Source organism: Glutamicibacter sp. BW78 (genome assembly GCF_002332245.1).
GTDB classification, from domain to species: Bacteria; Actinomycetota; Actinomycetes; order Actinomycetales; family Micrococcaceae; genus Arthrobacter_H; species Arthrobacter_H rhombi_A.
In genome coordinates, this window is the sequence record NZ_NRGU01000032.1 from 164,666 (window position 1) to 176,521 (window position 11,856).

An 11,856-nucleotide genomic window follows, 5' to 3' on the forward strand; every position below is an offset into this window, starting at 1 on the left:
TTTACCGCACCAGGTGAAGAGGTTCCCGGCCACTGGCCAGACGGCGGACCTGCTCGACGGTCAAGGCCGCGGACCGGCGCAAAAATTCATGGGTGTTCCCGGCCATATGCGGGGTGAGCAGGCATCCGGGGGCGTCCCAGAGCGGATGCCCGGCCGGTAGCGGCTCCGGGTCGGTGACATCCAGGGCGGCCCGTAACCGGCCGGCCTGCAATTCGGCGACCAATGCGTCGGTGTCCACGACCGCGCCGCGGCCGATGTTCACCAAGAGGGCGCCGTCGCCCAGCGCGGCCAGGAAGGCGGCGTCCACGAGCCGTTCGGTGCTTTCCTGGTGGGGCAGGGTCACCACGACGACGTCGGCTCGGGGCAGAAGCGCCGGCAGCTCCTGCGTCCCGTTCACCTGCACTCCGGTTGCGGTGGTGCGTTGGCGGCTGGCGACGGGAAGTACTGCCGCCGGGCGGAAGGGCTCTAATCGGGCAGCCACTTCCTGGCCCACCCCGCCATAGCCCAGAACCATGACCACCGAACCATGCAACGAGGTGGTCCACAGCGGCGACCAGTGATGCCGGTGTTGCTGTTGGGCTGCGACCGGAAGATCGCGTAAGGACGCGAGGATGAGGGCCAGGGCATGTTCGGCGGTGGCGTCTTCGACGGCCCCCCGCGAATTGCTCAGCGTGGTCCCGGCAGGCAGATGCTCCAGGACCCATTCGTAGCCGATGGACAGCAGGTGGACGTGACGCAGGCCGGGGATGGCCGAGACCCGGGAACGGTGGGCCGGGAAGCGGGGCCGCTCGGTGACCAGGACATCGGCTGCCGGGGCAGGGGAGGTATCGGTGTCGATATGCCAGATGATGGCTTGGACTCCCGGGCCGCTGATGTCGTGCGCCAACGCGGCGGAAGGGACCAAAACGCGAAGTACCAACGTGCTCCGTTCACAAGTGTTGCGCCGGGGCCTGCCCTGGCGGGTGGTTTCCGCCATCCTATAAGCGTTCTGCCGGCGGCGGGTGCGGGCACCGGCCCGTGTGGATCAGCCGTTCAGGAGAGGGCCAAACCGGCCACGAATACTGCACAACCCACCAGCGCACCGGCGAGCACCTGGCCCGGAGTATGGCGTCGGAGTTCCAGGCGGGACCAACCGACCAGAAGGGTCATGAACAAGGCGGCTGCCGGACCCCAGTCCGGGCCGGAGAAGACGGTGAGCCAGATGAAGGCGGCGACCGCCGTATGGACGGAGATCTTCCAGCGCAGGTTCACCACCAGGCAGATCAGCAGACCGGCCAGAATCAGGGCCAGCGTAGTGAAGACCGACGACGGCGCGCGCAGCAGCAGCAACGCACCACAACCGACGAGCAGGGAGGCCCCGGCGAGAACGAAAACCGGCCAGCGTTGGGACCGCTCGCGAACATGCAGATCGGTGACTCGTCCGCTATGCCTCATCCACACCACGCCCAACCAGGGCAGACCCGTGGTGAAGACCAGGGCCACGACGGCCTGCAGCCAGGTGGTTTCCGGACTTCGCCACGGCATCAGCAGCAGATAGGCGCTCACCAGGACGACAGGAGAGAAGAGGTAGGTGACGGCCCATGCTGCCGACGATCCCTGACCCGGCAGTTCGCCGGTGGGCGCATCGACGCCGTCCCCGGAGGTGATGTCCATGGGCTTGCTCCCCACCTTTTCCGGCCATCCGGTCCGTCCGGGGCCGTCATCCAGCCTACTGGCGTTCCCCCGCGTGGCCGGGGCAACTGACTTCGCCGACGAAGACTGGGATGATCAACTCATGACGAACCCATCAACATTCATTCCCGCCGATCTGGCCCGGGCAGCCCGCGCCATCACCCAGGTCTCGAGCAAGGTCATTGGCCGGGCTGCAGGGCTGGAGAAGCAACAGATCCGTGCCTTCGAAAAAGGCAACCAGGATCTAACCCTCGAACAGAACGCCATGCTGCGACATGCCTTGGAGCAGTACGGCGCGGTCTTCGTCGAAGAGGACGAGGATGCCGGACGGGGGGTCCGGCGCAAATACAACGCGTCGAAGGTCCGCCGGTTGGAAACCTGGGAGGGCGAGGGCGGGCCCGCCTACGAGGACGACATCTAGGCCCACCGTTAAAAGAACGACGGACCCCGGCTGCTCTGCCACATGGGGTCCGTCGTTGTTTGGGGGCCGCCCGCCCCGCACCCGGGTCCAATGGAGGGGGAACCTGGGTGACGGTGCGGGCGGTGGCTATTTAGGCGTCGATCATCTGCCGGGCCTTGGACTGGCAGAGGAACCGGGTGTAGGAGGGGACGGTGAGGAAGGCCGGGTAGTGATCCCGCAACGCGCACTCATCGAAGATCTCGCGGGCATCGGCGAACCGGTCACCCTCGAAGCGCTCCATCTTGGCGTACTCTTCCTCCACGATTTCCTCGACGAACTCGGTGGTGATCAGTTCGCCGTCGTCGGTCACCGCGCCTTGGCAGATCCACTGCCAGATCTGCGAACGGGAGATCTCCGCGGTGGAGGCATCCTCCATCATGTTCTTCAGGACGACTGCCCCATTGCCGCGCAGCCACGACTCGATGTACCGCAAGCCGATGACCACGTTCATCCGGACCCCGCCTTCGGTGATCAGGCCAGGGGTGCCGGCGATGTCGAGCAACGCCCGGTCATCGGGGGTGACGTCTTCGCGCAGGCGGTCGATCTGGTTCGGCTTTCCGCCCATGACCTCGTCGAAGATTCCCTGCACCACCGGCACCAGGTCCGGGTGAGCCACCCAGGCACCGTCAAAACCATCCGCGGCTTCGCGGGACTTCTCGACGGCGACGGTCTCGAAGGCGACAGCATTGGCGGCTTCGTCGCGGCGGTTCGGAATGAAGGCGCTCATGGAGCCGATGGCGGTGGCTCCGCGGCGGTGGCAGGCCCGCACCAGCTGCTCGGTGAAGGAGCGCATGAAGGGCGCGGTCATGGTCACCATCGCCCGGTCGGGCAGCACGAACCGCGGCCCGCGGGTGCGGAAGTTCTTGATCACCGAGAAAATGTAATCCCACCGACCGGAGTTCAGGCCGGCTGAATGCTCGCGGAGTTCGTAGAGGATCTCCTCGAGTTCAAAGGCCGCGGTGATGGTCTCGATGAAGACGGTGGCACGGATGGTGCCCCGGGGGATGCCCAGCAGCTCCTGCGCCCTGATGAAGACGTCGTTCCAGAGACGGGCCTCCAGGTGGTTTTCGATCTTGGGCAGGTAGAAGTAGGGGCCACGTCCGCCGGAGATCAGCCGCTGCGCGTTGTGGAAGAAGTACAGGCCGAAGTCGACCAGCGCCCCCGAGGTGGACTTGCCACCGATGGTCAGATGCTTTTCGGGCAGATGCCAGCCGCGCGGCCGGACCATGATGGTCGGCAGTTCGGTCAGCGTCCGACCGGTGACCCGGTATTCCTGGCCCTCTTCGGAAACGAAGTCGATATCGTTCTCGAGCACGGCTCGCAGATTCAGTTGTCCATTGATGACGTTCTGCCAAGTCGGGGTCGTCGAATCCTCAAGGTCGGCCAACCAGACGTTCGCGCCGGAGTTCAGGGCGTTGATCGCCATCCTGCGTTCGGGCGGCCCGGTGATCTCCACCCGGCGGTCCTCCAGCCCGGGGGCGATGGGGGCGACCTTCCAGGAATCGTCCTCGCGGAGGTGACGCGTCTCTTCCAGAAAGCGGGGATCCTGGCCGCCGGCGATCTCGCGGCGACGCGTTTCGCGCAAGGCCAGCAGCTCCTGGCGACGCGGCTCGAATTCGTGGTGCAGCTGCGCCAGGAAGTCCATGGCCTGGGGGGTGAGGATCTGCTCCTGGCCGCGGACCGGCGAAGCATTCGGCGTGGTGCCGTTCAGGGTGATGGGGTCATTCATGGCGGATCTCCTTCGAAAATGGTGGGGGACGACGCCGGTGCCCGGGCGGGCGGGCGCCGGCGTCGTGTGTTGCCTAGTGGAACTGTCCGGCTTCGGTGGATCCCACCAGAGCCAGGGTGGATGCTTCGGGGTTCAGGGTGGTAGCGATCTGGTCGAAGTAGCCGGTGCCGACCTCGCGCTGGTGCTTGGTGGCGGTGTAGCCGGCCGCTTCGGAAGCGAATTCACGTTCTTGGAGTTCGACGTAGGCGCTCATGCCGTTCTGGGCGTAGCCGGAGGCCAGATCGAACATCGAATGGTTCAGGGCGTGGAACCCTGCCAGCGTGATGAACTGGAACGTGAAGCCCATGGCGCCGAGTTCGCGCTGGAACTTGGCGATCGTGGCGTCGTCGAGGTGCTTCTTCCAGTTGAACGACGGGGAGCAGTTATAGGCGAGCATTTGGTCGGGGTGCTCGGCCTTGACCGCTTCGGCGAATTTCTTGGCCATCTCCAGGTCAGGTGTCCCGGTCTCCATCCAGATGAGGTCGGAGTACGGGGCGTAGGCCTTGGCCCGGGCGATGCAGGGTTCGATCCCGTTGCGGACCTTATAGAAGCCTTCGGCGGTGCGCTCGCCGGTGACGAATTCTGCGTCCCGCTCGTCGACATCCGAGGTGATCAGGGTGGCTGCCTCGGCGTCGGTCCTGGCGATGATCACGCTCGGGGTATCCGAAACGTCGGCTGCCAAACGGGCGGCATTGAGGGTGCGGATGTGCTGGCCGGTCGGGATGAGGACCTTGCCACCGAGGTGACCGCACTTCTTTTCCGAGGCGAGCTGGTCTTCCCAGTGCACCCCCGAGGCGCCGGCGGTGATCATCGACTTCATCAGCTCGTAGGCGTTCAACGGGCCACCGAAGCCGGCCTCGGCGTCGGCGACGATCGGAACCAGCCAATCCTCGACGGTCTGGATGTCCTCGGCGAACTCAATCTGGTCGGCCCGCTGGAGGGCGTTATTGATGCGGCGCACTACCTGCGGAACCGAGTTGGCCGGGTAGAGCGACTGGTCGGGGTAGGTCTGGCCGGAGAGGTTGGCGTCGGCGGCGACCTGCCAGCCGGAAAGGTAGATGGCCCGCAGGCCTGCCTTGACCTGCTGCACCGCCTGGTTGCCGGTCAGGGCGCCCAGGGAGTTGGTGTAGGCGCCGGTCTTGGCTTCGGCGGTCAGTTGGTCCCACAGTTTTTCGGAACCGCGGCGAGCCAACGTGTTCTCTTCGACGACGCGTCCCTGCAGGCGGATCACCTCGGCTGCGGTGTATTCGCGGGTGATGCCTTCCCAGCGGGGGTTGGCGCTCCACTCCATCTCCAGGGCCTGTGTGCGCTCTGCTGCGGAATTCTGCTTCTGCGTCATGGCCTTCTCCTTCAATCGTTCCGGGCTGTCCCGGGGATCCGACGACGTTCCCGGCGCCTCTGCCGGTTGGTCGATGTTTCCGTGTTTTTGTTCGTAGTCATGACTCTTCGTGATGTTCAAGGGGTTTTCTAGGGGGTTTGGGTGGAAAGATTTGCGGTTTTTGCGTTATCCTCAAAAAGTGACGACTCCCACATGGAACCGGCCCTCCGGCGGAAACCCCCCGCAGGGCACTTCGACGCACAACGATCCTGAACTGGATGCGATTGCCTTGGGGCGCAGGGTGCGCCACCTGCGCAAGGGGAAGGGGCTGACCCTTGATGGCTTGGGCGCGCTGGTCTCGGTGGCTCCCTCACAGCTGAGCCTGATCGAGAACGGCAAACGCGAGCCCAAGGTGGGGCTGCTGCGGCAACTGGCTGTCGCCCTGGATACCGGCGTGGATGACTTGCTGGGGGCGGAGCCCCCGAGTCGGCGGGCCGGACTGGAAATCGAGCTGGAAAAAGCTCAGCGGGGGCCGCTCTACGGATCGCTGGGACTGCCGAAGGTGCGCGTGTCCTCGCGGTTGCCGATGGATGTCCTCGAATCCCTGGTCGGTTTGCAGCATGAACTCGAGCGGCGACTTGAGGAGCAGGCGGCGACTCCCGAGGAAGCCCGTCGGGCGAATACCGAGATCCGCACCGAAATGCGCGAATGCAACAACTACTACCCCGAACTGGAGAAGCAGGCCCAGGGGCTGCTCGACGCCGTCGGGCACACCTCTGGTCCGTTGTCCCACCACGTCGCCGCCGACCTTGCCGAGCATCTGGGATTCGGCCTGCACTTCGTGGGTGATTTGCCGCATTCGACCCGTTCGGTGACGGATCTGAAGAACCGCAGAATTTATCTCGTGCAGGGGACGAAGAGTGACCATGACGCCCGTTCGGTGCTTTTGCAGGCGCTGGGACACTACGTTTTGGGGCATGAGGCACCACGAAACTACAGCGAGTTCCTCCGCCAGCGGGTCTACACCAACTACTTTGCGGCCGCCTTGCTGATGCCGCAGAAGACCACCGTGGGGTTCCTGGAGGAAGCCAAGAAGTCCAAATCGTTGGCGATCGAGGACCTGCGGGATGCCTACGCGGTTTCCTATGAGTCGGCGGCCCACCGTTTCACGAACCTGGCCACCGAGCACCTGGACATCACCTGCCACTTCCAAAAGGTGCATGAGTCGGGGATCCTGCATAAGGCGTATGAGAACGACGACGTGAACTTCCCTGCCGATCACACCGGTGCCATCGAGGGGCAATCGATCTGCAGGTACTGGACCAGCCGCGAGGTCTTCGACGTGCCGGATAAGTTCAGGGCCTTCGAGCAGTACACCGACACCGTGGCGGGAACCTTCTGGTGCACCGCCCGGACCGAACGTCACTCCTCGGGGATGTACTCGCTGAGCATTGGTGTCCCCTATGAACACGTGAAGTGGTTCCGTGGCCGCGACACCACCGAGCGGTCGAAGTCACGCTGCCCGGATGAGTCCTGCTGCAAGCGGCCGCCCGAAGCCCTGGCCCGCTCTTGGGCCGGGCAAGCCTGGCCGGCGGCCCGGGCCAACTCCCACCTGTTGGCGGCCATGCCTTCGGGGGCCTTTCCCGGGGTCGACGAAACCGAGGTGTACGAGTTCCTGCAGACCCACGGCGGCTAAAGCCCCGACATCACAGGCGAGGGAGCAGGCCCGGTTTCCCGGAGCTGCTCCCTCGCCTGTTCTTGCGGTTCTTGTTCTAGCGGCCGATGCCTAGACCTCGGAGACCTTCTGGTCCTCGAAGTCCTTTTCGGTGGCCGGCCGGACCGGGGCCTTGGCGAAGACCGAGGGATCCGTCGGGGTTCCGATCTTGATGTGGTTGAACAAGATGTTCAGCAGGATCGCGGCTACCGCTGCCGAGCTGATGCCCGAGTGGAAGATCGTGCCGACCCAGGTCGGGAACTCGTTCCAGAAGGTCGGGGCGGCGATCGGGATGATGCCGAAGCCGACACCCGTGGCAACGATGATCAGGTTCATGTTGTTCTTGTAATCGACCTTGGCCAACGTCCGGATGCCGCTGGCGGCAACGGTGCCGAAGAGCACGATGCCGGCACCGCCGAGGACCGCGGTGGGTACCGCAGCAACGACGCGTCCCATGATCGGCAACAGGCCCAGGACCACCAGGATCAGGCCGCCGGCGCTGACCACGAAACGGCTCTTGATGCCGGTGATGGCCACCAGTCCGACGTTCTGGGCGAAGGCGCTCTGGGTGAAGGAGTTGAAGATCGGGGAGATGAGGCTGGAGATCATGTCGGCGCGCAGCCCGTTGCCGATGCGCTTGGAATCGACCTCGGTTTCGACGATTTCGCCGACGGCCAGGATGTCGGCAGTGGTTTCGGTCAGGATGACCAGCGTGACAATCAGCATCGAGATGATGGCCGGCAGTTCGAAGGTCGGCCAGCCGAAGGCGAAGGGGGCCGGGAAGGCGAAGATCGGGCCGTTGCCGATGCCGGAGAAATCGGCCATGCCGGTGAAGACGGCGATCAGTGTGCCGATGACGATGGCCAGCAGGATGGACAGGCGGGAGATCGTCGCATTGCCGAGCTTGCTCAGCAGCAGGACGACCAACAGGGTCACCCCGGCCAGTCCGATATTGGCCATGGAGCCGTAGTTATCGGCCTTGGCGTTGCCGCCCATGGCCCAGTTGGCGGCCACCGGCATCAGCGATAAGCCGATGACGGTGATCACGATGCCGTTGACGACCGGCGGGAAGAACCTGATCACCTTGGAGAACACCGGGGTGATCAGTAGTCCGACGGCCGCGGAGACCATGACCGCACCGAAGACCGCTTGGATGCCACCACCGCCACCGATGATGGCCGTCATGGTGGCGACACCGGCGAAGGAAACACCCTGGACCAGGGGAAGCTGTGAACCGAAGAACGGAATGCCGATGGTCTGAAGCAAGGTGGCCAGGCCGCCGACGAACAGGCAGGCGGCAATGAGCAGGCCGACGTCCGAGGAGCTCATGCCCGCTGCGGTGCCGACGATCAGTGGCGGGGCGATGATTCCGCCGTACATGGTCAAAACGTGCTGGAAGCCGTAGGCGAAGGTGCTACCGATGGGCAGACGCTCGTCTTCGGGACGTGCAGGCGCGGTACTGCGGCGGGCCGCGGCGCTTGATGCGTTCTTGTTCATGGAGTTTCCCTTGTGTGCGGATGATCGGAAGCAGGTCCGGGCGACAGCTGTTCCTTGTACTGGGGTCCGGATCCCTGGCTACATCACCTGGGATTCCGTATAGCGGAAAAAGGATTTCGCTATGCAATATAGTGAACTGGGTCACATGGGCAATGTCAAGGGTTGTGTCGAGGCACTGTCATCCTCCGGGGAGGTTCCTGGCGCACAGGGGCGGCCAGACCGGCCCGGGCCGTCACGGGTCAGGGTGCGGTTGCACGGCCGGCTGTGATGTAGTCCCGGTGAACCTCAGAAGGAAGTCAAATAAAGTCCGAACTAAATACGGTGTGACAGCACCATGCCGTGTTTAATTCAATTTTTGGCTTCCCGGCGGCACCTCTGCCGTGGAAACCTCTCGAGGGGTTGAGGTTGTCTGCGGGCTCGGGCAGTCTTGCGGTGCGAGTTTGATCGAGCCAACGGGAGAAACCATGGGCATGCAGCATCCTGAACACGTCGTCGTCGTCGGCGCGGGCATCGTCGGCCTGTCGACCGCCTGGCACCTGCAAGAGCAGGGCGTCCGCGTCACCATTGTCGACCGGACCGGAGTCTCTGCCGGCTCCTCCTGGGGCAATGCCGGCTGGCTGACCCCCGCATTGACCCTGCCATTGAGCGAACCCTCCGTGTTCGCCACCGGGGCCAAGGCCATGCTGGACCCTGCCTCGCCCCTATACATTCCGCTGACCACCGACCCGTCGCTGATCAAGTTCCTGGCAGGATTCGCCCGACACTGCACCCCCGGCAAATGGCGGGAAGCGATGAAGGTCTTCAGCGAGATCGGCAGCACCGGTCTGGATGCCTTCGCCGAGCTGGCCGAGGGCAGCAACGCAGTCACCGAACCCACCAAACCGGCAGAGCCCTTCCTGGCAGCCTTCGCCAGCGAAAAGGACCGCCAGGGGCTGGTGCACGAATTCGAGGGCATCCGTGAAGCCGGCGGGTCCGTGGACTTCGACCTGATGACCGGTGCCGAGATCCGCGCCCTGGAACCCACCCTGGGTTCCGGGGTCACCGCCGGCGTGAAGATCCACGACCAGCGCTTCATCAACCCGCCGAACTTCATGGAATCGCTCGCCGATTCGGTGCGGAAGCGTGGCGGGGAGATCATTGACGGCTTCACCGTGTCCGACGTCCGTGAATCGTCGAACTCGGTGACGGTGATCGGCTCCAGTGGTAGAAGCTTGACCGCTGATGCGGTGGTTCTGGCGACCGGCGCCTGGCTGAACTCGCTGACCCGAAAATTCGGTGTCCGCCAGGTCGTCCAGGCAGGCCGCGGCTACAGCTTCACCGTCAAGCCCGAGGTCATGCCGACCCACCCCATCTATTTCCCCGCCCAGCGCGTCGCTTGCACGCCTCTGGGGGACCGCTTCCGGGTTGCCGGCATGATGGAATTCCGCGACGCCGATGCGCCGTTGGACGAACGTCGGATCCAGGCGATCATCAAGGCTGCCTCCCCGATGTACACCGGCATCGACTGGGAAGACCGCCAGGAGGAATGGGTGGGGGCCCGCCCCTGCACCGCAGATGGCCTGCCACTGATCGGTGCCACCAAGTCCCCGCGCGTCCACGTCGCCGGCGGCCACGGGATGTGGGGTGTCGCCCTCGGCCCGCTGACCGGCAAGATGCTGGCAGCCGAAATGACCGGTCAGGGCACAGCTCCGCTGATGCGGCACTTCAGCCCGCTGCGCTAACCCGCGCTCGGCCGGGCACGAGCCGGCCCCAGCAGTGCACGACGGCGGCACCCGATCCGGGTGCCACCGTTTCCGTTGGTTGCCACTGCGCATTGCGGGGGACTCGTTTAGGCTGGTGGTTACCTACGAACGTCGGGAGTGATCATGATGGCGAAGAAGCATTTCAAGGACCTCAGTGCAGGACGCAAATTCTGGGTGATGACACTGGGCGCGGTTCAGGTCGCGTTGCAGGGGGCTGTCCTGAAGGATCTTGCTGGTCGACCCGCAACCCAGGTCAACGGGCCCAAGATCGCGTGGTTCTTCGCCAGCTTCTTCAACTTCATTGGCCCACTCAGCTATTTCGCGGTCGGCCGCAAGAAGTAGGTTTCGCCGACGGCCGGGCTAGGCGCCGACCCGCTCCACCGGAATGATGTGGACCTCGCCCAGAACCCGGTCCTGCACGACGGCACTCATATACGTGCAGACCGGTTGGCGCCGCCGATCCGTCGGCGACCCGGGGTTCAGCAAGCGCAGGCCGTTGTCCGCCGTGGTGTCCCAGGGAATGTGGCTGTGCCCGAAGACCAGTACATCGGTGTCGGGGAAATCCTGAGCGCACCGCTTCTCCCTGCCGGTGGAGGCGCCGGTTTCGTGAATCATCGAAAAACGCAGTCCCTCGATCTCTACCTGGGCGACCTCGGGCAGTCGGGAGCGCAATTCCTCCCCGTCGTTGTTCCCATAGACAGCGACCAGCTTGTGGCAGCGCCGCTCGAGCTCGTTCAAGAGCTCCGGCTCAACCCAGTCGCCGGCGTGGAAGACCACATCTGCCGCCTCGATTTCCTCCCACAGGCTGGGGTGCAGCCCGCGGGCCCGTTTGGGCAGGTGGGTATCGGCGATCAGGACCAGGCGCGTACTCATATGGGCATCCTTTCACGAACGGCCCGGTCGCCGGGGCGCCGCCAGGCCGCGCATCGCCGTCGTTCCAGGGGCTGGAGGGAGCACGGGTCGCCTAAGCTGGTGGCAGGACCCTCAGATCGGGAGGGATGGCAGAAAGGTGCCGGTACATGCCCAAGATCGTCGATCACGAACGACGACGGATCGAGCTGGTGGAAGCGACCTGGCGGATCATCGCCAGACTCGGCCTGGAGCGCGCCACCATGCGTGAAGTGGCCGAGGAGGCCGGCTTTTCCAATGGCGCGCTCAAACCGTATTTCCCCACCAAGGATGCGCTGCTCCAGGCGACCTTCGAGCACGTCTTCCACCGGACCAGCGAGCGGATTGCCGAGGCGGCGGCCTCGCTGGAGGGGCTCGAGGCGCTGAAGGCCTTCGGGCGCGAAGTGCTCCCGCTGGATGCGACCCGCCTGGATGAGGCCCGGACCGTGGTGCCTTTCTGGCATGTGGCGATCCATGACCGGGAGAAGGCGGCGCTCAATGACGATTCGATGGTCATCTGGCGCGGGTGGATCCTGCGGTGGCTCGTCCAGGCGCGCGAGGCCGGGGAGTTGCGTGCAGGGGTCGATGTCGGTCCGGCCGCCGACGGGTTGTTGACTTTCCTGCTCGGCGCCCAGGTGACCGCCACCCTGGATCCGGGACATGCCGACCCGGTGCAGTTGACCCGCCAATTCGACGTTCATATGGGTCTGCTGTCGGCCTGAGGTTTTTCGACACTCGGAGAAAATAGTGACTTCCGCGGGGAACTGGCGTATTTTGACTGGTGTGTGACAGCTGTCA

11 protein-coding genes are annotated in these 11,856 nt (G+C 64.7%); 5 read left to right on the top strand and 6 right to left on the bottom strand.

Annotated elements, in window-relative coordinates; genetic code table 11:
- Window position 1: 1 nt before the first annotated feature.
- Together CIK75_RS09440 and CIK75_RS09445 are read right to left on the bottom strand one after the other, a co-directional pair.
- Window positions 2-976 carry a 2-hydroxyacid dehydrogenase gene (locus tag CIK75_RS09440; RefSeq protein WP_096223880.1) on the bottom strand — a complete coding sequence of 325 codons (975 nt, stop codon included), beginning with the start codon at window positions 974-976 and terminating at the stop codon, window positions 2-4.
- Between the two features lie 56 nt (window positions 977-1,032).
- Window positions 1,033-1,653 (bottom strand): phosphatidic acid phosphatase, encoded by a 621-nt coding sequence (locus tag CIK75_RS09445; protein WP_096223882.1) that lies wholly within the window; start codon window positions 1,651-1,653, stop codon window positions 1,033-1,035.
- On the opposite strand from CIK75_RS09445, the gene CIK75_RS09450 reads away from it, so the two are divergent.
- Window positions 1,652-2,092 carry an XRE family transcriptional regulator gene (locus CIK75_RS09450; protein WP_241895385.1) on the top strand — a complete coding sequence of 147 codons (441 nt, stop codon included), beginning with the start codon at window positions 1,652-1,654 and terminating at the stop codon, window positions 2,090-2,092. The two genes, CIK75_RS09445 and CIK75_RS09450, sit on opposite strands and share 2 nt — an antisense overlap.
- 130 nt (window positions 2,093-2,222) lie before the next feature.
- Here CIK75_RS09450 and aceB read toward each other — a convergent pair whose 3' ends face one another.
- Both aceB and aceA read right to left on the bottom strand, forming a co-directional pair.
- Window positions 2,223-3,860: a malate synthase A gene (gene aceB, locus CIK75_RS09455; RefSeq protein ID WP_096223884.1), complete on the bottom strand. Its 1,638-nt coding sequence runs from the start codon at window positions 3,858-3,860 to the stop codon at window positions 2,223-2,225.
- 73 nt (window positions 3,861-3,933) lie between these two features.
- Window positions 3,934-5,238 carry an isocitrate lyase gene (gene aceA / locus CIK75_RS09460; RefSeq protein ID WP_086999143.1) on the bottom strand — a complete coding sequence of 435 codons (1,305 nt, stop codon included), beginning with the start codon at window positions 5,236-5,238 and terminating at the stop codon, window positions 3,934-3,936.
- Between the two features lie 112 nt (window positions 5,239-5,350).
- Here aceA and CIK75_RS09465 point away from each other — a divergent pair, with 112 nt between their 5' ends.
- A complete protein-coding gene (locus CIK75_RS09465) occupies window positions 5,351-6,913 on the top strand; it encodes a helix-turn-helix transcriptional regulator (RefSeq protein ID WP_096223886.1) in 1,563 nt (520 codons plus the stop codon).
- Window positions 6,914-7,003: 90 nt separating this feature from the next.
- Here the strand turns inward: CIK75_RS09465 and CIK75_RS09470 are convergent, their stop codons facing one another.
- Entirely contained in the window at window positions 7,004-8,428 is a 1,425-nt protein-coding gene (locus CIK75_RS09470) for a nucleobase:cation symporter-2 family protein (protein WP_096223888.1), read from the bottom strand.
- Between the two features lie 464 nt (window positions 8,429-8,892).
- Between CIK75_RS09470 and CIK75_RS09475 the strand changes: the two genes are divergently transcribed.
- Window positions 8,893-10,149, top strand: a complete 1,257-nt coding sequence (locus CIK75_RS09475) for an FAD-binding oxidoreductase (protein ID WP_096223890.1) — start codon at window positions 8,893-8,895, stop codon at window positions 10,147-10,149.
- 144 nt (window positions 10,150-10,293) lie between these two features.
- Complete coding sequence (locus CIK75_RS09480; protein WP_096223892.1) at window positions 10,294-10,512, top strand: PLDc N-terminal domain-containing protein; 219 nt, start codon at window positions 10,294-10,296, stop codon at window positions 10,510-10,512.
- A gap of 18 nt (window positions 10,513-10,530) precedes the next feature.
- Here the strand turns inward: CIK75_RS09480 and CIK75_RS09485 are convergent, their stop codons facing one another.
- Window positions 10,531-11,043, bottom strand: coding sequence for a metallophosphoesterase (locus CIK75_RS09485; RefSeq protein WP_096223894.1), 513 nt, complete (start codon window positions 11,041-11,043; stop codon window positions 10,531-10,533).
- Between the two features lie 146 nt (window positions 11,044-11,189).
- Between CIK75_RS09485 and CIK75_RS09490 the strand changes: the two genes are divergently transcribed.
- Complete coding sequence (locus CIK75_RS09490; protein ID WP_096223895.1) at window positions 11,190-11,780, top strand: TetR/AcrR family transcriptional regulator; 591 nt, start codon at window positions 11,190-11,192, stop codon at window positions 11,778-11,780.
- Window positions 11,781-11,856: the final 76 nt, after the last annotated feature.